The organism is Ktedonobacteraceae bacterium, from assembly GCA_035653615.1.
Taxonomy (GTDB): Bacteria; Chloroflexota; Ktedonobacteria; order Ktedonobacterales; family Ktedonobacteraceae; genus DASRBN01.
This window is the reverse complement of the sequence record DASRBN010000027.1, coordinates 71,539-92,785: the sequence shown is the minus strand read 5'-3', so window position 1 is coordinate 92,785 and position 21,247 is coordinate 71,539. Positions and strand designations below refer to the sequence as shown.

Annotated in this window: 14 protein-coding genes; 8 read left to right on the top strand and 6 right to left on the bottom strand. The window is 59.5% G+C overall.

The window, feature by feature from the left end:
• Positions 1–95 precede the first annotated feature (95 nt).
• From VFA09_14470 to VFA09_14455, 4 genes are all read left to right on the top strand, one after another.
• Positions 96–1,448 carry a hypothetical protein gene (locus tag VFA09_14470; GenBank protein HZU68478.1) on the top strand — a complete coding sequence of 451 codons (1,353 nt, stop codon included), beginning with the start codon at positions 96–98 and terminating at the stop codon, positions 1,446–1,448.
• 98 nt (positions 1,449–1,546) lie between these two features.
• Entirely contained in the window at positions 1,547–2,656 is a 1,110-nt protein-coding gene (locus VFA09_14465; protein ID HZU68477.1) for a carboxylate-amine ligase, read from the top strand.
• A 19-nt stretch (positions 2,657–2,675) separates the two neighbouring features.
• Positions 2,676–4,772, top strand: coding sequence for a S9 family peptidase (locus VFA09_14460; GenBank protein HZU68476.1), 2,097 nt, complete (start codon positions 2,676–2,678; stop codon positions 4,770–4,772).
• A gap of 6 nt (positions 4,773–4,778) precedes the next feature.
• On the top strand, positions 4,779–5,012 hold the full coding sequence (locus VFA09_14455) for a hypothetical protein (protein ID HZU68475.1): 234 nt from the start codon (positions 4,779–4,781) through the stop codon (positions 5,010–5,012).
• On the opposite strand, the gene VFA09_14450 is transcribed toward VFA09_14455, so the two are convergent.
• Entirely contained in the window at positions 4,978–5,463 is a 486-nt protein-coding gene (locus tag VFA09_14450) for a pentapeptide repeat-containing protein (protein ID HZU68474.1), read from the bottom strand. The genes VFA09_14455 and VFA09_14450 overlap by 35 nt on opposite strands.
• A gap of 33 nt (positions 5,464–5,496) precedes the next feature.
• Positions 5,497–5,940, bottom strand: coding sequence for a hypothetical protein (locus VFA09_14445; GenBank protein ID HZU68473.1), 444 nt, complete (start codon positions 5,938–5,940; stop codon positions 5,497–5,499).
• A 317-nt stretch (positions 5,941–6,257) separates the two neighbouring features.
• On the opposite strand from VFA09_14445, the gene VFA09_14440 reads away from it, so the two are divergent.
• Entirely contained in the window at positions 6,258–6,962 is a 705-nt protein-coding gene (locus VFA09_14440) for a Uma2 family endonuclease (GenBank protein HZU68472.1), read from the top strand.
• 77 nt (positions 6,963–7,039) lie between these two features.
• On the opposite strand, the gene VFA09_14435 is transcribed toward VFA09_14440, so the two are convergent.
• The gene (locus VFA09_14435) at positions 7,040–9,862 is read right to left on the bottom strand and encodes a hypothetical protein (protein HZU68471.1); all 2,823 of its coding nucleotides are present in this window, start codon (positions 9,860–9,862) and stop codon (positions 7,040–7,042) included.
• A gap of 175 nt (positions 9,863–10,037) precedes the next feature.
• On the bottom strand, positions 10,038–10,901 hold the full coding sequence (locus tag VFA09_14430; protein ID HZU68470.1) for a DUF1206 domain-containing protein: 864 nt from the start codon (positions 10,899–10,901) through the stop codon (positions 10,038–10,040).
• Positions 10,902–11,167: 266 nt separating this feature from the next.
• Here VFA09_14430 and VFA09_14425 point away from each other — a divergent pair, with 266 nt between their 5' ends.
• The 3 genes from VFA09_14425 to VFA09_14415 all read left to right on the top strand — a co-directional run bounded on the left by VFA09_14425 (position 11,168) and on the right by VFA09_14415 (position 16,949).
• Entirely contained in the window at positions 11,168–14,482 is a 3,315-nt protein-coding gene (locus tag VFA09_14425) for a hypothetical protein (protein ID HZU68469.1), read from the top strand.
• 23 nt (positions 14,483–14,505) lie between these two features.
• Positions 14,506–16,005, top strand: a complete 1,500-nt coding sequence (locus VFA09_14420; protein HZU68468.1) for an aldehyde dehydrogenase family protein — start codon at positions 14,506–14,508, stop codon at positions 16,003–16,005.
• 200 nt (positions 16,006–16,205) lie between these two features.
• On the top strand, positions 16,206–16,949 hold the full coding sequence (locus VFA09_14415; protein HZU68467.1) for a kelch repeat-containing protein: 744 nt from the start codon (positions 16,206–16,208) through the stop codon (positions 16,947–16,949).
• A 254-nt stretch (positions 16,950–17,203) separates the two neighbouring features.
• On the opposite strand, the gene VFA09_14410 is transcribed toward VFA09_14415, so the two are convergent.
• Together VFA09_14410 and VFA09_14405 are read right to left on the bottom strand one after the other, a co-directional pair.
• The gene (locus VFA09_14410; protein ID HZU68466.1) at positions 17,204–19,654 is read right to left on the bottom strand and encodes a xanthine dehydrogenase family protein molybdopterin-binding subunit; all 2,451 of its coding nucleotides are present in this window, start codon (positions 19,652–19,654) and stop codon (positions 17,204–17,206) included.
• A 165-nt stretch (positions 19,655–19,819) separates the two neighbouring features.
• Positions 19,820–21,091 carry a glycosyltransferase gene (locus tag VFA09_14405; GenBank protein ID HZU68465.1) on the bottom strand — a complete coding sequence of 424 codons (1,272 nt, stop codon included), beginning with the start codon at positions 21,089–21,091 and terminating at the stop codon, positions 19,820–19,822.
• Positions 21,092–21,247 lie beyond the last annotated feature (156 nt).

Below are 21,247 nucleotides of genomic sequence, written 5' to 3'. Positions count from 1 at the left end.
CTGTAGGGGTAGCGTGCGGATTGGTAGAGAGTCGATTCATCGCACTCGTCAGGTCGCCTGCCGCCTGTGCGGTGTGTTAGAAAGCAGAAGCACCAATGTCACTACGAGAAGCCATTAACAGCTATCACGATCTCCTCACCGACGAACTGGCGGGCGAGTCCCAATTCCAGCTTGAGAGCCAGCAGCGGGTGCGCGGCCTCTTCTTTGGGCAGCGCCCGCTCTGCAATGTGCTGCGCCCGCGCTTCTTGACGCCGGAGCAATACCTGTTCCTGCAAAAACGCGTGCATGTGCTGATGGGCGCTTTCAACAAAATCTATGCCGTCGCCATCGAGAACCCCGCTTTCCGCGCTCAATTTGGCCTGCTCGATTGGGAAGAGACGCTGATCGCGCACAACCCGGGTTTTCGCGACCCCAGCCCGACTTCGCGCGTTGACACATTCTTCGTCACCGAACGTGGTGGCCTGCGCCTTACCGAATACAACGCTGAGACACCGGCCAGCCCGGCCTACAATGATGCTCTCGCGGAAGTATTTTATGGCCTGCCGGTGATGCGCGAATTCCTGCGCCAGTACGAGGTTCGCCCGCTGCCCTCGCGCCATGGCGTCCTGCACGCGCTGATCGATTCGTTTCAACAATGGCTGGGACGCCGCGAAGCACCTCGCATCGCCATTCTGGACTGGCGCGAAGTGCCCAGCTATAGCGAGTTTGTGCTATTCGCCGACTATTTCAAATCGCAGGGCATCGAATGCATCATCACTGATCCGCGCGAAGTCGAGTATCGCGAAGGGCGCTTGATGGCCGGGGATTTTCCCATTACCTTGATTTATAAGCGCGTCCTGCTCAGCGAACTGGTGGAACGCGGCGGGCTGGAGCAACCCGTCCTGCAAGCTGTACGCGATGGGGCCGTCTGCATGGTCAATCCCGCCCGCTGCAAAATCCTGCATAAAAAGGCCAGCCTGGCCGTGCTGAGCGATGAACGCAACGCCGAACTTTTCACGACCAGCGAATTGGAGGCCATCAACGCACATATCCCCTGGACGTGCCGTGTTGAGGAGCGCATTGCCAGCTATCGTGGCAAACCGGTTGACCTGGTTCCGTTCATTTTTGAGCATCGCGAGGAACTCGTGCTCAAGCCTAACGACGATTACGGCGGCCACGGTATTGTCCTGGGCTGGGAGGCGGACGCGGAGACATGGGCAAAGACACTCCAGCTTGCCCTGGAGCAACCATATATCGTGCAAGAGCGGGTCGCCATTCCCAGCGAACCCTATCCCAACTGGATTGATGGGCAGGTTGTGTTGATTGATCGCATGCTCGATACCAACCCGCTCGTCTTCTATGGCGATTACGTGGACGGCTGCCTCTCGCGCCTCTCGACTCAGGCCCTGCTCAACGTCTCAGCAGGCAGCGGCTCAGCTGTCGCGACCTTTATCGTTGAAAAACGCTGACGCGGGTTGGGGCGACCACGAGCGCGATCAATCGGCTCTCTACCGGTCGCCCTGCACCCCCCCGACAGGGGTCGTCACCCCGGAAAGGCAAGGATGATATGAAAGAACCTTCGCTTACCCTTGGCATCGAGGAAGAGTATCAAATCGTCGATCCGCAAACACGCGAGCTGCGCTCGTATATCACCCAGATTCTTGAAGAGGGCAAGATACTGCTTCGCGAGCAGGTCAAACCCGAACTGCATCAATCCATTGTTGAGGTCGGGTCATCCGTCTGCCAGACGCCGGCTCAAATACGCACCGAACTGGCACGCCTGCGGGGCGCGCTGCTGGAACTGGCCGGCAAGAACGGTTTGAAGATCGCCGCCGCCGGAACGCACCCCTTTTCCTCGTGGATGGAGCAGGAGATCACGCCCATGGAGCGCTATATGGGCGTCAAGCAGGACTTGCAGGAACTCGCGCAGCGCCTGTTGATCTTCGGCACGCATATTCATGTTGGAATCGAAGACCGCGAATTCCTGATCGACGCCATGAATGTTGCCCGTTACTTCATGCCCCACGTCTTGTGCCTGTCCACCAGCTCGCCTTTCTGGATGGGGCGCGTGACCGGCCTCAAGTCGTACCGCAGCATCATCTTCCGCAACTTTCCGCGCACCGGCATTCCACGGGTGTTCAACTCCTGGGACGAGTACGTCTACATGGTGAATACGCTGGCACAGACCCATACCATCCCCGACGGCAGCAAAATCTGGTGGGATGTGCGGCCCAACTGGTCGTACCCCACGCTTGAATTTCGTATCTGCGACGTATGCACGCGCATTGAAGAGGCCGTGTGCGTCGCCGCCATCTTCCAGGCCATCATCGCCAAGCTCTGGCGTTTGCGCCGCGACAACCTCACCTTCCGCATCTATCCCGTCGACCTGATCGAAGAGAACAAATGGCGCGCCGTGCGCTATGGCCTGGACGGGAAACTGATCGACTTCGGCAAGCAGCAGGAGTTACCGGCGCGCGACCTGATACGTGAATTGATCGAATGGTTTATCGGCGACGTAGTCGATGAACTGGGCAGCCGCCACGAAGTCGAATACGCCTACCATATCCTGGAAAATGGTTCGAGCGCCGACCGCCAGCTGGCCACCTATCAAAGAACCGGCGACTTCAAAGCCGTCGTCGACCAATTAATACAGGAAACAAGCGAAGGAGTAATATAACCCTTTTTTGGAGTCACACATGTCACGTTCAATCACAATCGAAGACCTCTACCAGTTGAAATTTCTCAGCAGGCCGCGCATCTCACCGGATGGCGAGAGCGTTGCCTTCGTCGTCACAACCATCGACGAGCGCAAGCACACCTATCAATCCGCCATCTGGCTCGCCCCAGCAGACGGCGGAGAAGCGAGGCGCCTCACCCAGGGGCCAGGCAACGCGCATAGTCCATCCTGGTCGCCGGATGGGCGCTGGCTCGCATTCGTATCCGACCGCGAAGGCGAGCTGCCGGCGAAATACGCGAAAGAGCCGCGCAAGGCCGGGAAAGGCAAGGGCCAGCTATGGCTGCTCCCTACCGCCGGCGGCGAAGCGCACCAGCTGACATTCATGCCGCATGGAGCAGGCAATCCCGCCTGGTCGCCCGATAGCCGCGGCCTCGTCTTCAATGCCGCCGTCGGGCCGCTCGACGAGGAGACAGAAGATGGAAAACCGCTGCCCAAAGCGCGCGTGATCGACAGGCTTGTCTACCGCCGCGACGGCGTTGGCTTCATTCACGAACATCGCCAGCACCTCTTTTTGATCGACGCGGCAGGCGGCGAGCCGCGGCAGCTGACAGACGGCGACTGGGACGATAAAGACGCCACCTGGTCGCCCGATGGCACGCGCATTGCCTTCACATCCAACCGCGCAGAAGACCGCTGGTATCTACCAACGTTCGACCTGTATATCCTCTCAATAGAAAGCAACGCGCCCGGCCAGTTGCACTGTTTAACGGATGGAACGCGGAACTGTAGCTCGCCATCCTGGTCGCCCGATGGCAGCACCATCGCATTTCTAGCCACCCCCAAAATGCACCACGGCAACCACGTCGAACTCTTCACCATCCCAGCAGCAACAGCCGCCGATTTATCGCGCCCATCGCCGATTGATCGGCCCTCGCCCCGTAACCTCACCGCCGAATTCGACGGCAGCTTCGACGGCCTCACCAATAGCGACATGACCAACGACCAGCTCATGCCGCCACCTGCCTGGTCGTCCGACGGCAAAACCCTCTACGCCCCGGCGGCATATCACGGCTCATCGCGCATCTACGCCATCTCCATCGAAACGGGCGCCGGCAAGCAACCGCCCACCGTCACCCCTGGCGACATTCACGTCCTCGACTTCAGCGCCGCCCAGGCCTCGGGCAAGATCGCCGCCCTGATCGAAAATCCCACCCATGCCGGCGAAATATATCTCTGCCCCATGGCCCCGGCGGGCGAAGTGCAGCGCCTCACCGGGTTCAACGACCAGCTATTCTCCGAGCTGGAGCTATCGACCCCCGAATACCTGCCCTATAGCGGTGCGGACGACTGGCCCATCGACGGCTGGCTGCTCAAGCCCCCCAACTTTGATCCCAGCAGGAAATACCCGCTACTCGTCGAGATCCATGGAGGGCCGAACACACAGTATGGCTACGGCTTCCTGCACGAAATGCAAATGCTCGCCGGGGCCGGCTACGTCATCCTCTTCACCAACCCGCGGGGCAGCATTGGCTATGGACGGGACTTCGCCCTGGCCGTGCAAAACGCCTGGGCCGTCAAAGACTCGCTGGACATCATGGCAGGAGTGGACGCCGCGCTACAAAAAGGCTACATCGACGAGCAACGCCTGGGAGTCATCGGCGGCAGCTATGGCGGCTTCATGACCAGCTGGCTCATCGGCCACAGCGACCGCTTCAAAGCCGCCGTGAGCGACCGGGCCGTCAATGATCGCGCCTCATTTTTCGGCAGCAGCGATATCGGCCCCGCCTTCACCATGGAGCATGTGGACGCCGCGCCCTGGGATGATCCCGACTTCTACCGCCGCATGTCGCCGATCACCTATGTGAAACATATCCACACACCGCTGCTCATCATTCACAGCGAAAACGACCTGCGCTGCAATATAGAGCAGGGGGAGCAGCTATTCGCCGCCCTGAAATACCTGGGGCGCGAGGTGCTCTTCGCGCGCTTCGAGGGGCAGAGCCACGGGCTTTCGCGCGGCGGGCATCCAAAATTGCGCCTCGAACGCCTGCGGCACATCCGCGCCTGGTTCGAGCAACACATCGCCCCAGGCCCGCTTTCAACAACACCGCGTTGATCGCGAATGCCGCCCCGGCCCTTTCCGCCGCCGCGAGGCATCACCGGCTACGAAGAGGCCGGGAACGCCGGTCTCTTCGTACTCGCCCGGCGCGATGCGATGCTGGCCCATATCGCAGATCAAAACATGGCGGCGACAACGCCCAAGAATCAACGCGGCGCTCAATCCGGCAGGCCGACGCCCACGATCACCACATCAAACGCGATCAAGGGATGTCATCCGGCGAATGGGCCTGGTTGAGCTGTTCCTGCGAAATGATCGCTCCGCGCAGATCCGCCAGCCTCAGATACGCGCCTTGCAGGTTCGCGTCTTGCAAGTTCGCTTCGCTCAAGTTAGCACCAATACAATTGGCACCGAGAAGCATCGCTTTACTGAGATTGGCGTTACTCAGGTTTGCCTCCTGCATAATCGCCCCGCTCAGATCCGCTCCGCTCAAATTGGCCCTGCTTAAATCGGCTCCACTCAGATCCGCTCCGACAAGGCTCGACCAGCCCAGGTCTGCATCCCGCAGGACGGTCCTGGTGAGCTTCGCGCCGCTCAGATTGGTTCTGCTTAGATTGGCCCCTTTTAGTTCGATACTGCTCAGGTCCGCCTCATTCAAATTTGGCTCGGCCTCTGGATGTGCCTGCCTCCAGGCATTCCAACCGTTTGCACCCTGTTTAAGCAGATTCAAATGTTCCTGATCTGGCATCGTAATCACCCTCTATGATCATATGCTTTGCTGCTATTTCTGGTAACCGTATTGATCCTGGCTTCCCCGCGTTCCAAACGAATCCTTATCGCGCTCTTTCAGGCTCTCATCGCCGGGCTTAGCAAGGGGTTCGGCCAGGCCATACAACGTATCCTCGATATCATACAGTCCCTCTCCGCCCGGGCTTTCACCGGGATCGGTATTCTCAAGGTTGCTGTAAGGGTCCTGGTCGTCCAGGTCGCCAAATTGATCCTGCGGCCCGTAACCATCCGGGGCGATATGCTCCTCGTCGCCCCTATCCAGGCCGTGAGGCCCAAAGCGGCTATAGCCGGGCTCGCTGCCCTGGTCGCCGAATTTCCCCGTGCCATCCCTGCTTCCATATTGCGCTATGGGCTGGTCGTTTCCTTGCGAACCAAGGTTCGCATACTGATCCTGCCCGGCGCGTGGCTCGTTCGAATTGCTGACCTCATCTGGCATATATGTATCCTCCCATCTATTTCAACATCGATAGCACCACCTGGCGTTTGCTCCCACCACCCCTCTATGCAGGACACGCAAGAAATCAACCAGAGGTATACAGCCGCGCCGCAGCCGTTTGAGCGGGCCATACGTATTCTTTAAACCGCTCTACTAGAAAAGGGCTTGTAGAGGGGATGCAATTCTGCTACCATAAAGACAGGTGGCTTTATCGCTGCACGAAAAGTCACTCTACATGAAAAAGGTAGGGGTCGAGGCGTACAGAGGGGAAAGCGACCTGGACGCAACGAAGCGACGAGAGACAAAAGGAGCGCGCCATGATCGAGCGAACCAATAATGACGCAGGAGCAGTCCGCTACTACTACGACTGCCACCCCACCGGGGAGGACTTGATGGGGGAATCGCCTGCGCATCGCAGCCTGGCCGAATACCTGAAACAGGTGCTCGAATGGCTCTTTCGCGACCAATCATGCGCGGTCTATGAGAATCTCAACTTCTTTCAAACTCCTGATGAATATGAATATCCCCTGGCGCCCGACGTGGCTCTGATCAAAGGCGTCACTAAAACCCCGGATATCAGCTGGCGCGTGGGGGTCGATGGGCCGCCTCCCCAGGTCGTCTTCGAGATCGCCTCGCCAAAAACCCGGGCGCGTGACCTGGAAGAGAAACCGGCCGCGTACGCCGCGATGGGGGTGCAAGAATACTATGCCTATGATCCCTACAAGACTCCATTACCCTTGAGCAGGCGTAAGGGCGGGCGATTGTTTGGCTGGCATCGCGATGGGCGAACCGGTCAGATGCGCAAAGCCCCTTCTCTTCCTGACGGCAGCCTGTGGAGCCCGCATCTCGAAAGCTACCTGGTGCCAGAGGGCGCGTTGTTGCGCCTCTATGACTCCAATAGAAATCTGCGGCTAACGAGGACCGAGGCCGCGGAACGTAGAGCAGAAACCGAGGCCGCGCAAAAAAGAATGTTTGCCGAAAAACTACGCTCTTTAGGCATTGATCCTGACCAGTTACTATGATGTGTCTATCCAACCCGGGATGGGCTATCATCGCGGCTTCCGGCAATGTTTTGAGATAGTTCAGGTACCTTTTCTCTTTATCCAATCACGCTCAAAGCAGGCGTCCCAAAATAGATCTCCCCCTGGAAGCCGCTTCGACCGGACACCTGCATCAAAACGCGACCTCCCGGGCCGAGGTATGCCCGCGCGTCGGATGTGGAGAGCGTTTCCGCGTTGAGCGACACGCCGTCCCACGCGCCCGCCTGCCAGTTGTAGAGACGCGCCCGCACATAACCGGTCGCGCCTGCCGCCGCACCTGAGCTGGCTGCCAGCAGGTCGGGTTGCCTGATCGTCAGACCCCGTGCCTGCTGGCTCGCCGCCGCCGGCACCGAAAATTCAAACGTCAGGTAGCCGTGGCCCATCGCATACGTGCCGGGCAACACAAGTCGGGCGTCGTAGCTTTCGATATCGACCAGCTGGCCGCTGATCGCCCCCGCGAGCGCGCCCGTGGGGGACGACGCGCCGGCGGAAAGAGCAAGCGGCATCCGCACCAGTTTCTCATGCTGGCCCGCGGGCCGCGAGCCATTGATCGTCACATCGTCTATGCCAGGAATGGATGCGTCCGCCCAGCCGATCAGCGTGGCAGGCGCGCCCGGCAGCAACAATGGTTCGGGCGGGTTGATCGCCGCCGGGTTGGGTACGTTGCCCCCGGTAATGAAGATGCTCCCCTGGCTCGCGATCGCGTGCATCGCGCAGGAACCCTTGCACGGTGAGAAGGAAAAACCGGCTCCGCTTAGCGCCGCCAGCAGCGCCATGTGTTGCTGGAAATCCGTTCGCGGCTGCTTGTTTTGTGCGTAAGGAAAGTAGGGGACCGCCAGCCCGCCGCGCCCGGCAAGCTCGTCCGCCAGCGATTGGCCCGGACGTAGCAAAGAGCCGTCCAGGGGCAAAGAGATCCGCCGCGTCGAACCCGCCGGTAGCTGTCCAACGGCAACCGCGCCCGAAGCAAACAGGATATACACGTCGCTCAGCGATGTCGCCAGTGTATTGGTGAGTGTTCCCGCCAGCCGGTTGTTTTGCAGCGCCAGGTGGGCCGCGAGACCGCCTGGCAGTCGTTCGTCTGCCTCGCTGACAACCGGGTGAAATGTCCAGGGGCCAATGTTGGTCAGCGTCACATCCGTCCCACCCGGCCCGGAGACAATCGACGCGGCCGCGTTATCGTCGAGTATACCGGCGTTGCTATTCTCCAACAACGAGTTGGGCACCGGTTGGGCCGCGCTATTCCCAGGGATGTGCAGCGTCACATCGCCCCTGGCAGGTGAGAATATGCCGTGATAGGTCGTAATATGCGCCATCGACCCATCGGCATTGAGCGCGATGATCGAGACGCTGTTATCGCTCAGCTCCGATCCCCGTTCAATCGCCGCCAGCCCATAGGCCAGCAGGGAAAAAAGCACAATACTGCTCAAAATAATGAGCCAGCTGCGCCGCGCGCGCCGCAACCGCGCCGTAGGGGCAGCGCCTGGCGCCTCTCCCGCCGCCGGTCGTGGTAAGCGCCTCACTACCAGCACGCGTACCGGCCCGATCACGAGTATGTAGCCGAGCAGGAGCGCGAGCAATATCCAGGGGCCAAAAAGCGTTCGCGGCGCTATGATGCTGAGAATGCCCCCGCGGGTCAGCAACTGGCCCGGCCCGCTGTAATAGTTCGGTGTTGTGCCGGGAATGAGAAACTTGTCTCCCATCGCGTGTTCCAGCAGCGCGGCCCACAGCGTCGGCGTGCCAACCCAGCCCGCGAGTGGGGCCTGTGTGGGATCAAAAGCCAGGTAATAGATCGCCCCCTGTCCCTCTCGCGCCCGCGCAATCAACGGCGTCGTTCCGTAAGCGAGCAGCACCTCGCTGCTGAATAACGCGTCCCGCGCGCGTACCGTCCCCGTGCTGGCATCTAAGGCGGCAGGCAGCGTATCTTTCAGGATCGTGTTATCGTAGGTCGTAATGGCAGGGCTACCGGGCGGCAACAGGTGCGTTCCTGCCGGGATTGAACGCGTGCCGCTGGCGATCACGGGCGATAAGCCCGGGGGGAGCGCGCTCAAGGTTCTTTGCCACCGCGCGCCGCCAATCTCGATCAATATGCCGCCCTGGTTTACCCAGGTTTGCAGGGCCGCGAGCTGGACCGCGCTGAGCGAACTCGTCGCGAAATTCTCCAGGACGATGGCATCGAAATTCTCAAGCATTGACTCCATCGCCGGCATGGTGCTGGCATCCAGCGCGGACAGCGTCGGCGAGCTGCCCTGGTGCGGCAAAGGAGCATTGCCCAGGGCATTGAAGTTCGCGCCCGGGTCAGAAAGCGTGCCGATGAAGAGGTCTCCGGGCTGCACTTCATAGCTGCGCGGGGAATCCTGGGTGGCGATAAGCCTCCCCTGGGCATCGAGCAGGCGAGCGGTCGCGGTGAGGCCGCGCGCTCCCACCCCAAAATAGAACGGCACATTCAATGTATAGCGTTTTTGCTCGCCTGGACGCAGGGAAACGGGTTCCTCGTAGGTCCAATAGGCGCTGGCATTATTCGAGGTGCGAGGCGAACCGGCGTAAGTACTGACCGAAAGCGTGCCTGAGAAACCGGCCTGGCTCGCGTTGCTTGCGGTAACAAATACCGGCGTCCAGAAGCCCAGCCTGTACGTTGCTTGAAAGCCCAGGCTCACCTGCAACGCCGGGGGAGATGAACGCCCGCCCGCGCTATACGCAAAAGCCTGTTGAGCGGGTAACAGGGACAGGCAGAACAGCAGGAACAATACCCCGTTGAAGAGGAACAGCCACATTCGCCTGCAAAGACGGGCGACCACCGCTCCCGGCGCGGGGCAGGCGCCAGGCGCTGTCCCTACAGGGTATTCTTCCTCGCCTCTGCAAATTCTGCTGTGAAACGGCATCATATCATCTCGCTCTGCTTTCATTGGTCGTATAACACGCATCGCTAAGATGATTACGTACAAACATGCCGGGGATGTCACAGTCCCCAGCATGTCACAGCCACGTCTGCATTACCGGTGTTGATCGCGAGCGTTCATCTCCGGCCCCTCTCACCGGCTTATTTTGCCAGAACCCGCTTTACCTGCCCACGCGTCGATAGCGTGCCTCCACCAGCGAATAGATGCCGTAGCAGAACAGCCCGAAGGCTACGATGCCCAGCAGCACCGGGCCGAATGGCTGGCGCAACAATTCCTGTAAGGCGGTATCCAGCCCCTTCGCCTGGCTCGGATTATGCTGTAACGCTGCCACGATCAGGAAGAAGCCAATGATGGTGAAAACCACGCCCAGCGCTCCATAGCCGAGCCTGCCAGAACCCACAATCCATCTTCTCAAGCGCGCGGCCACCCCGGATAAAGCCAGCCGATTCTGGAATTTCGCGTTCCAGGCCTTAGCGAAGAGGTAAAAGGCAATACCTAGCACGATCAGCCCCACAATCACCACCACCGCCTGGCCAAAGGGCAACTTCAACAGCCTTGCCGTCCAGTCCTGCGTCGAAGTGGACGAATGTTGCCCCACGCTGCCAGTTCCCAAAGCCAGCTGGAAAGCGCCGAACGCGATCAAAGCGTAAGCGACACCTACAGCGCCATAGCCAATACGAGCTAGAATACCTTTCGCGTCTCTCCCCTTGCCCTCGGTATCAAAAATGGCCTGAATAAAGCTCCACAAGGCGTAGCCTGCCAGCCCAATGCCGACTACAATCAACAGAAATTTCCCAAAGGGCTGCTCATAGATCGTCTGCAAGGCGCCGCGCTGGTCGGTTGCCGCGCCTCCATGACCGATTGCCAGTTCTAGCGCCAGCCCTCCAATAATCAGGTACACGACTCCTTTAGCCGCGTAGCCCAGGCGCGCAAATCCTGTCATCCACCGGCTGGTCGCGGCCCCTCGCGCCGCGTATTCCGCTCTATGCGCATTTCTCGTCGCCGTTGAAACGTTTGGCCTCATACGTTCTTTCCTTTCCTTTCAACATGCATGCTTTTCTCCCCGGTTCCTCTCAATCATCCTGCAAGGCCAGACTTCCTGACATACACAGGGTAGCTGTATTTGACACGTATTTCTGAGATAAAAAGAATACTTCTTTCCCGGACACAGACCAGGCAGGATATGATAAAATTACTGAAGGGCCGTCCCCCTCCAGGGCAACCGCGGGTGTCGCCCTGGCTTCTGCTTTTTAGAACAACGCGAGCACTTAGAAAAGAGAACCGTAGCACATGACTCACCAGCAGCAATCGCGGCAGGCCCGGCAGGGACAATCACCCGCCGTCACCGATTCCGCGGTTCAAGAAGCTATCATTGATCCCGACCTGCTCAATTCGCTTGAATGGCGGCTGGTCGGCCCTTTCCGCGGCGGGCGTGTCGTCGCCGTCGCCGGAGACCCGCAGCACGCGCAGGTATTTTATTTCGGCTCTACCGGTGGCGGCGTCTGGAAAACCATCGATGGCGGCCTGATCTGGGAAAACGTCTCCGATGGCTTCTTCAAACGCGCCTCCGTCGGCGCAATAGCCGTCTCCTCCTCCGATCCCAACGTCATCTACGCTGGCATGGGCGAGACAACTATTCGCGGCAACGTCTCGCATGGCGATGGCGTCTACAAATCGACCGATGCGGGCAAAACCTGGATACACCTCGGTCTGGAGAATACCCGCCACATCGCCAAGGTGCGCATCCATCCCCATAATCCCGACCTGGTCTACGTAGCGGCATTGGGCCATGCCCACGGACCCAATCCCGAACGCGGCGTCTATCGCTCAAAGGATGGCGGCAAAACCTGGGAACACATCCTCTTTAGAAGCGAGCACGCCGGAGCCATCGACCTGGCAATGGACCCCAACAATCCGCGCATCCTCTATGCCACGTTCTGGGAGGCGCGCAGATGGCCGTGGACGCTCACCAGCGGCGGCGAAGGCAGCGGCATCTTCAAATCCACCGACGGCGGCGATACCTGGACGGAGATCACCCGCAACCCTGGCCTGCCAAAAGGACTGCTGGGCAAAATCGGCATCACCGTCTCGCCCGCCAGAACTGATCGCGTCTGGGCTATTATCGAGGCCGAAGATGGCGCGCTCTTCCGCTCCGATGATGGAGGCGCGAGCTGGCAGCGGCTTAGCGAAGATCGCAGCCTGCGCGGTCGGCCCTGGTACTACATGCATATCTACGCCCATCCGCAGGACCCCGAAACGCTCTGGATACTCAATGTGCAGGCCTGGAAATCGAACGATGGCGGGCGCACCTTCTTTGAAGTCTCCATACCGCACGGCGATCACCACGACCTGTGGATCGACCCCCACAATCCGCAGCGTATGATTGAAGGCAACGATGGAGGCGCGACTGTCACCTTCAATGGTGGAGAAAGCTGGTCCAGCATCTACAACCAGCCCACCGTGGAGTTTTATCACATCACCACCGACAACCAGGTGCCCTATCGTCTGTATGGCGCCCAGCAGGATAACTCCACTATCAGCGTGCCGAGTCGTTCAAACCTTGCCGGCATTACCGAGGTCGATACGTATGAAATCGGCGGCGGCGAAAGCGGCTACATCGCCGTGCGGCCCGACGATCCCAACATCGTCTTTGCCGGAAGCTACCAGGGCTACCTGAGCCGTTACGACCATCGCAGCGGCCAGGAGCGCAACATCGATGTCTGGCCCGAACTGGCCTCCGGTTGGGGCGCGAAGGACCAGAAATATCGCTTCCAGTGGACCTATCCCATCCTCATTTCGCCACATGACCCCAACGTGCTGTATGTCACCGGCAACCATGTCTTCCGCTCAACCGACGAGGGCAGCAGCTGGCAGATCATCAGTCCAGACCTGACACGCAACGATGTCACGAAGTTGGAAGCCTCTGGCGGCCCCATTACCAAAGACAATACCGGCGCGGAATACTACTGCACCATCTTCGCCTTCGCCGAATCGCCACTCAAACAGGGCCTGTTCTGGGCCGGTTCCGACGATGGCCTCGTGCATATCTCGCGCGATAACGGCGCGAGCTGGCAGAACGTCACACCTGAAGACCTGCCCGAATGGGCGCTCATCAGCATCATCGAGCCATCGCCGCACGACCCGGCCACGGCCTACCTTGCCGCCACGCGCTACAAGCTCGACGACTTCCAGCCCTACCTGTATAAAACCAACAATTACGGGCAGACCTGGACAAAGATCACCAATGGCATCGCCGGAAATGCCTTCACGCGCGTCATTCGCGAAGACCCGCAGCGGCGCGGCCTGCTCTATGCCGGAACCGAGCTGGGCATCCTCGTCTCCTTTGACGATGGCGCGCACTGGCAATCGCTGCAGCGCAACCTGCCCATCGTCCCCATTCACGACCTGGCAGTCAAGGATGACGATCTCATCGCCGCCACCCACGGGCGCTCGTTCTGGATACTGGACGACATCACACCCTTGCGCCAGGTAGATCAGGATGTCCAGAATAGCCCGGTGTACCTTTTCAGGCCTCGTCCCACCACTCGTTTCCAGACCAACTATGGCTACGCCCGCGCGCCTGAATCGGGCAAATATTACCGCGGCACAGGCACTACCATGATTACCGCGCGTGTCGAAGTGCAGCCGGACGGCAAAAAGGTGGAACGCAATCTCAATGCCGGCCAGAACCCGCCCAACGGCGTGATTGTCAGCTATTACCTCAAAGAAAAGCCCGCCGGGGAGATCACACTCACCTTCCTGGATGCTCAGGACAGGGAGATTCGCTCGTTCAGCAGCAAGGTCGAGACGGAAGAACTGGAGGCGACCGCGCCACCAACCTTTACCGACCCACCCGCCGATACGGATGAAACCCTCGATACGAAGGAAGAGGAGCAGGAATCGGGAGAAAAAGGGCCGCCGATCCCCAAAGAGTCGGGCGCGAATCGCTTCGTCTGGAATATGCGCTACCCGGACGCGAAGCGCGTGCAGGGCTATGTAGCCTCCGAGGCCACACTTGCAGGCCCGCTCGTGCCACCAGGCGTCTATCGCGTGCGGTTGACCGTTGGCGATCAGTCGCTCATCGAGTCGTTCGAGATTCGCAAAGACCCACGCGTAACGGCAACCCAGCAGGAGCTGGAAGCGCAGTTCGACCTGCGTATGAAAATCCATGAGAAGCTTTCGCAGACCCACGAGGCCATCAACACGCTGCGCACTATTCGCCGGCAGGTGGAAGATTGGGAGCAGCGCACGCAGGAACTGCCGGAGCATGAAGCCATCGCCCGGCTAGGGAAAACCATCAAGGATCACCTGCTGCCGGTCGAGGATGAACTGATACAGTTCAAGGCCAGGAGCCGGCAGGACACGCTCAACTATCCGGCCAAACTCAACGCCAAGCTCGCCACCCTGGGCGGTGTCGTCTCGAGCGCCGATGCCGCTCCAACGCGGCAGGAGTACGAACTGTTTGACGACCTCGTAGCCCGTATCGACGCGCAACTGCAACGCCTGCAGGAGATCATCGATACCGACGTCAAAGCGTTGAACGACCGCGTGCGGCAGGCGGACATCCCCGCCATCATCCCCACCGCCACGCCGCCCAAAAAGTAAGCGTATCAAGGAGACCAACAACCATGACAACAAATACAGCAGATACGACCCGGATCCCCTTTTTGCGGCAGCAACCGGTCAAAATGCTCATCGGCGGGCAATGGGTTGAGGCGGCCAGCGGCAAAACCTTCGACACCATCAACCCGGCCAATGGGCAGGTGCTGGCGAAAGTCGCAGAGGGCGATGCCGAAGATATCAATCGCGCCGTCTCCGCCGCGCGCAAGGCCTTCGAAAGCGGCCCCTGGCCCAGACTCACCCCTTCCCAACGCGGTCGCCTGCTCTGGCGCGTCGCCGAGCTGATCGAGCAACACGCCGAGGAACTGGCATTGCTGGAGACGCTGGACAACGGCAAGCCCATCAAATATTCCAGAGGTGGAGATGTGCCGCTGACCGCCGATCACTTCCGCTATTTCGCGGGCTGGGCCACCAAGCTGGAGGGCGATACCATTCCGGTTTCGATCCCCAACATGTTCACCTATACCCTGCGCGAGCCGCTCGGCGTCGTGGGCCAGATCATCCCCTGGAACTTCCCCTTGCAGATGGCGGCCTGGAAGCTGGCACCCGCGCTGGCCTGTGGCAACACCGCCGTTCTCAAACCGGCGGAGCAAACGCCGCTCACAGCCCTGCGCCTGGGAGAACTGGTGCTCGAAGCCGGCATTCCCGAGGGCGTGGTCAATATCGTCCCCGGTTTTGGCGAAACGGCCGGGGCCGCGCTGGCCGCGCATCCCGACGTGGACAAGATCGCCTTCACCGGCTCGACCGAGGTCGGCAAGAAGATCTTGCAGGCCAGCGCGGGCAACCTGAAAAAGGTTACGCTGGAACTCGGCGGCAAATCGCCCGACATCATCTTCCCAGACGCCGATATGAAATATGCCATTCGCGGTGCGATGAATGCGATTTTCTTCAATCAGGGCCAGGTATGCACGGCGGGCAGTCGCCTCTTCGTGCATAAGTCGGTCTATGAGCAGGTAGTGCAGGGATTGGCGGATGCGGCCAACAAAATGAATCTGGGAGCGGGTATCGACCAGGCCACCGATATCGGCCCGCTCGTCTCGCAGGAGCAACTCGAGCGCGTCACCGGCTACATCGATGCTGGCAAACGTGAGGGCGCGGTCGTTACCAGCGGCGGGGAGCGTCCAAAACTCGACGGTGAGCTGGCTCAAGGCTACTTTGTCCAGCCCACCGTGTTCGATAACGTACGCGACGATATGACCATCGCCCGCGAAGAGATTTTCGGGCCGGTCGTCGTAGCCCTGCCGTTCGAGGATATCGAGGAAGTGGCCGCTCGCGCCAACAAATCGATCTACGGCCTCGCCGCCGGTGTCTGGACGAGCGATATCAAAAAAGCGCATCGCATGGCGGCGCTGCTCAAATCCGGTGTCGTCTGGGTCAACACCTACAACATGTTCGACGCGGCCGCGCCTTTCGGTGGCTACAAACAAAGCGGCTACGGTCGCGAAATGGGACACGCCGTGCTGGATGCGTATACGCAGATGAAGACGGTGTGGATCAATTTGAGGTAGGAGGGATAAGGCGGCCTACGGGTGATAGGGGCCAGATTATGGAGTTTGACAAAATAATCCAGCATGGACGAAAGGGCCGATCAATTACTGCTTCAAGGTCTCGCCACTCAACAGGGGTCTTTATGGAAACTGAGCCGTCAAAATCGTAGAATGAGCAAGCAGCATTCTTATCGTCGTTTTCAGTACAGAAGGAAATAATCATGGCACAGTGGTTGGAAGACCTCACCACAACGATAGTGGATGACAAATTGACACGTCGCCAGGCCGTGAGGAGCATGGTGGGAGTCGTGGCCGCAGCAACGCTTGCTGCCTGGTTGCCTGAGCGAGTGCTGGCCCGGCCAGAAGCGATCCCCCATGCCAGGCATGGCACCTGGGCGTATACTGGCTTCATGAGTACTTACCGTACTCTTCACACGTCTACCTTGCTCCCGGACGGCCACGTCCTGGTCGCTGGCGGCTTCTCAAACGACGGGCCTGACCCAGGGATGTTAGCTGAACTGTATGATCCCAGGACCGGTACCTGGTCGGAGACTGGCTCCCTGCACTCAGGCCGTTGGAATCACACGGCCACCTTACTCACTAATGGCAAAGTCCTGGTCGCCGGGGGTTGGGGAAACGACGCATCGGCTGAACTGTATCATCCCAGGAAAGGCTACTGGTCAAAGACTGGCTCCATGAATGATGCCCGTGAGGAACACACCGCCACCCTGCTCCCCAACGGCACCGTCCTGGTCGTTGGAGGACAGGCAGATGATAGCAGCCCCCCTCTGGCCTCGGCCGAACTCTATGATCCCAATACTGGTATCTGGTTGCTTACTAGTTCTCTGCATGATGCCCGTGTGTTCCACACAGCCACCAGACTCAGCAATGGCAACGTCCTGGTCGCCGGGGGATATGGAAGTGATAGCGATGCTCTGGCCTCGGCTGAACTCTACACCCCCTGAGCGGGGCCAGGCATCGGAGCGCACTCCGTAAACCCCCTCCTGCCGTCGCGTCCACGTGCTACCCCAGGCGGGACTCCCAGCGATTGGGCGCGGCGCAGACTAGCAGAAGGGTGACCTCGCGGTAATGTGATTGATAGGATTTCATTGTAGCTCGCACCAGATATAATATACCTACTTCGTAGAAGGCTCAAATCTGAAGATTGTCTCATACTTCTGGTAAAATTCTGGCTTGAGGATGCCAAAAATGTGGCAACTCAGGCAAAATCAGGCACATCCCCTTTTGGTTTCTCCGTCCCGGCCTTAAAGACGGGCGGCGGCTCGGGCACCTCCTGTTGCAGCGTACCATTGCGAGCCGCCTGGATGAGCGACCAGATTTTCTCCGGCTTGAGCGGCATATCAATCGTCTTGATGCCAAGAGGGGCCAGCGCGTCCAGCACAGCGTTAACGACCGCGGGCGGCGCTCCGATAGTGCCACCCTCGCCCACACCTTTGGCGCCGAGAGGATTGCGGAAAGAGGGCGTCTCCACTGTCACGGTCACAAATTCTGGTATCTGCTCGCTGTTGGGCATCGTATAGTCCATCAACGTACCGGTGAGTAGCTGCCCATTCGTGTCGTAAAGCACCTCTTCGTAGAGCGCCTGGCCGATGCCCTGCGCCAGCGCGCCATGCACCTGCGCATCTACCAGGTAGGGATTGAATACGCGCCCGCAGTCATCGACCGCCACAAACTTTCGGAAATGCACTTCTCCCGTATCCGTATCTACCTCGACCACCGCGAGGTGCGTGCCGGAAGAAAACGTCGAATTGGGCGGGCTGAACTCGCGCCATGCCGCCAGCCCCTCGATAGGCACACCGTTGGCCGGATTGGGAGCCTCGTTTTCAATCAAATCCGGCTGCTCCTCCACCAGCCGTGCAAGCTCGCCCAGTTCAATTGCTCGCGAGGGAACACCGCGCACCACCACACGTCCATTTTCCATCATCAAGTCTGCCGGGTCGGCCTCCAGCTGGCGCGCCGCTACCGAGAACGCCTTGTCGCGCACCGCCTCCGCCGCCAGCAGCACAGCTGAACCGGATGTCTGGAGCGTGCGGCTGCCAAAGGTGCCAATACCGAAAGCTGGCAGCGCCGTATCGTTCATGCGCACCTCGATCTTCGAGGCGGGCAGGTTGAAGGTCTGGGACGCAATCTGCGCGAAGGCCGTGAAGTGCCCCTGCCCATTGGTTGCCACACCGCTGAGCACCAGTATTGTCCCATCGCGGCGAATGCGTACCGTCGCCGCTTCCTGCGGCATACCCGGCCTGCTCATAGCGCCGCCCGAATTTTCGACAAACGTACATAGCCCGATGCCCAGTAACCTTGCACTGTTCGTCTTGCGCTGCTCCTGCTGCTTCGCTCGCCAGCCCGCGTAATCGGCCAGTTCCAGCGCCTTATTCAACGCCAGCACGTAATTGCCGCTATCATATTCCAGGCCTGTCACCGTTTTATAAGGAAAGGCGTCCGGCGGGATAAAATTGCGACGCCGCACATCAACAGGATCGAGATGCAGTTCTTGCGCGATACGATCCATCGTGCGCTCAAGGACGTACGCTGCCTCGGGCCTGCCCGCTCCCCGGTATGGTGCCGTCGGTATTTTGTTAGTAAAGACGCCGGCCACCTGGCTATCAACCGCCTGCACGCGATAAGGACCGCTCAACATATACGGCGTGCCGTTCGGCACCATGACCGTTACACCCAGCAGAAAGGCGCCCAGGTCGGCAATGGTACGTATCCTGATACCGAGTAGTTGTCCGTCATTTTTGTAAGCGGCCTCGATATAGTTGATCTGGCCCCGGCCATGCGATTGGGCCTGCAAATTTTCGTTGCGCGTCTCGATCCACTTGACGGGCCGTCCCAGCCTCACTGCCAGGGAAGCTGCCACAATCTCTTCGCCCACGAAGCCCGACTTCGTGCCGAAGCCACCACCCACATCGGCGTTATATGCGTGAATGCGACCGCGATCGATACCCAGGAAGTTTGCCAGCGTATCCCGCGCCGTGTAAATGGCTTGCGAGGATAACCAGGCTGTGAGCTGGCCGCTCGCCGGATCATAATCGAACATACAGGCACGAGGTTCCATAGTGCTGGGAGCTACACGCTGGTTGACCACGCGCAGGCGCACCACCCCATCCGCGTTCTTGAAAGCCGCCTCGATATCGCCGCCCCCGGCAGGCGCGAGGACGGCCATATTCGAGCCGAAATCGTCATACAGGAGCGGCGCGTCCGGGGCCAGCGCGGCTTCCGGGTCGGTCACAGCAGGCAATGGCTCGTAGTCTATCTCAACCAGGTCGCGAGCATCCTCCGCGGCATACAGGCTCTCAGCCACCAGGACCGCAACCGGGTCGCCTACATAACGTACCCTGTCCATGGCCATGGGCCGGCGTTCCGGCTTCTTGAGGCCGGGCATGGGAATAGAAAAAAGCGTGGGCATATTCCGCACAAGTTCCGCGCCAGAAAAGACGGCAACCACGCCTGGCACTGCTCGTGCCGCATCTAGCTGCATATGCTTTATCGTGGCATGGGCATAGGGACTGCGCACTACCGCCATATGCAAAATAGCCGGTCGCCCTTCAGGGGGTCTGAGATCATCCACGTAATGTCCCTGGCCGGTTATCAGTGGAATGTCTTCCCTGCGTCGTTGCAATTCAGGTGGCAAACTTGTTTCCAGCATCTATTTCTCTTTCTAGTTCCGCATTTTGACAAAGATATTATCGCACGCCAGGCGGCCTGAAAACAATATACCGTAGGGGCCGATTGATCGCGCCCAGCGCCGATGTATCGGCCCGCGTCCCTTGCCGCTGTACTCTGTGAAAAACCATACATGGCCCCACTGAAGCTATGCTTTCGTCTTGAAGTACCGCCGCCCGCGCCAATCTACGCCCCTGCCCGTAAGCACGCGCCACGCGGATTGTGCCACGATTCCCTCAAATATCGCGCCCGCCAGGGGAAACGTGAACGCGTAATACCAGGGCACCCGAAGTTCTCTGTCTACCCAATTCTTGTACGCGAGCAAGGGCAGCAGTTCAAGTAATGTAACCGCACCCAACTCGGCCGGGGTAATCTTCGTGCAGGGTGGGAACGTCCCTGTCTGCTCCTTCCCAGGAACCAGCCTTGTCCCTAACCATCTTATCCACAACAGCAGCGGCAAAAGAAACGGTACAATAGAAATCATGGGCAATCCAATAAGCTGCAAGAGCGTGAAAGCATTGCCACCGCGGCTGCCTAAGAAGGCATTTTTGAGCCAGCCGCGCCAGGTGTCTCGCAGCCCGCGATACATGCGCGCGTGTACCAGGTCTCGACCATCGAACATGCGCAGGCGAAAGCCGCTCCATTTGACGATATGCGCCAGGTCGCGGTCATCGATCAGCGTATCGCGCAGGTCCGGGCGCGCATAGCCACCCAGGATGTCATAGACGGAGCGGCGTATCAGGATGAATTGCCCATTCGCCAGCGCAATAGAACTGAGCGGATCGTTGATCTTCCGCGGCGGATACTGCATCATGATGCCCATGTAGGCAAGCGGCATCACGACCTTCTCCCAGAAGCCGGGTAGTTCCTGCTGCGTGCCATAAGAGAGCATGTCGATCTGCTCGCGGGTTGCCCGCGCGAGGGCAGTACTCAGAGCCGCCGGCGCGTGCCAGGTATCCGCGTCGGTAAAAAGCAGCCACGAGCCACGCGCCTCCTGCGCGCCTTTATGGATGGCGTGAGGTTTACCGGCCCAACCCTCCGGTAACTCGTCGCGCAATCGCAGCACGTACAGGCGATTTCTGCGCGGGTGAGTTGCCAGCAGATCATCGAGGATGTGCGGCGTGGCGTCGGTCGAGCCATCGTCAACCACGATTACTTCATAGTTGTCGTAATCTTGCGCGAGCAGTGATTCAACGCAGCGGCGGATGTTGCGCTCCTCGTCACGAGCGGGCAGGATGATAGAGACCAGCGGGTGATGTTCCGGGAAAAAAGGGGCCTGGTACGCGGGCGGCAATTGCTGTAGGCGCTCTTCTTTGGGCGGCCTGGTGCGCAGCCAGAGGGCAAGGTAAAAGGTGACAATCCCCACTATATGGCCCCATAGAAGCAGGCGCGACAGGGACCAGAAACGTTGTTTTTTCATCAGTTTGCTCTATTCTAGAGAATGTATTCTTCATAATTATAAAGAGGATCAGGGCATAGAGACAAATTGAGACGCAACGAATGAGACATCTGGCGTCATAGTCACCTCTTGCGCATATCCACCAATGCAGGTACAATCCACAGAGATCATTCATTA

What these genes read in the sequence shown, in the direction of transcription:
- VFA09_14470 (HZU68478.1), top strand. Translation starts at nt 96, where the DNA reads ATGTCACTACGAGAAGCCATTAACAGCTATCACGATCTCCTCACCGAC.
- VFA09_14465 (HZU68477.1), top strand. Translation starts at nt 1,547, where the DNA reads ATGAAAGAACCTTCGCTTACCCTTGGCATCGAGGAAGAGTATCAAATC.
- VFA09_14460 (HZU68476.1), top strand. Translation starts at nt 2,676, where the DNA reads ATGTCACGTTCAATCACAATCGAAGACCTCTACCAGTTGAAATTTCTC.
- VFA09_14455 (HZU68475.1), top strand. Translation starts at nt 4,779, where the DNA reads ATGCCGCCCCGGCCCTTTCCGCCGCCGCGAGGCATCACCGGCTACGAA.
- VFA09_14450 (HZU68474.1), bottom strand. Translation starts at nt 5,463, where the DNA reads ATGCCAGATCAGGAACATTTGAATCTGCTTAAACAGGGTGCAAACGGT.
- VFA09_14445 (HZU68473.1), bottom strand. Translation starts at nt 5,940, where the DNA reads ATGCCAGATGAGGTCAGCAATTCGAACGAGCCACGCGCCGGGCAGGAT.
- VFA09_14440 (HZU68472.1), top strand. Translation starts at nt 6,258, where the DNA reads ATGATCGAGCGAACCAATAATGACGCAGGAGCAGTCCGCTACTACTAC.
- VFA09_14435 (HZU68471.1), bottom strand. Translation starts at nt 9,862, where the DNA reads ATGATGCCGTTTCACAGCAGAATTTGCAGAGGCGAGGAAGAATACCCT.
- VFA09_14430 (HZU68470.1), bottom strand. Translation starts at nt 10,901, where the DNA reads ATGAGGCCAAACGTTTCAACGGCGACGAGAAATGCGCATAGAGCGGAA.
- VFA09_14425 (HZU68469.1), top strand. Translation starts at nt 11,168, where the DNA reads ATGACTCACCAGCAGCAATCGCGGCAGGCCCGGCAGGGACAATCACCC.
- VFA09_14420 (HZU68468.1), top strand. Translation starts at nt 14,506, where the DNA reads ATGACAACAAATACAGCAGATACGACCCGGATCCCCTTTTTGCGGCAG.
- VFA09_14415 (HZU68467.1), top strand. Translation starts at nt 16,206, where the DNA reads ATGGCACAGTGGTTGGAAGACCTCACCACAACGATAGTGGATGACAAA.
- VFA09_14410 (HZU68466.1), bottom strand. Translation starts at nt 19,654, where the DNA reads ATGCTGGAAACAAGTTTGCCACCTGAATTGCAACGACGCAGGGAAGAC.
- VFA09_14405 (HZU68465.1), bottom strand. Translation starts at nt 21,091, where the DNA reads ATGAAAAAACAACGTTTCTGGTCCCTGTCGCGCCTGCTTCTATGGGGC.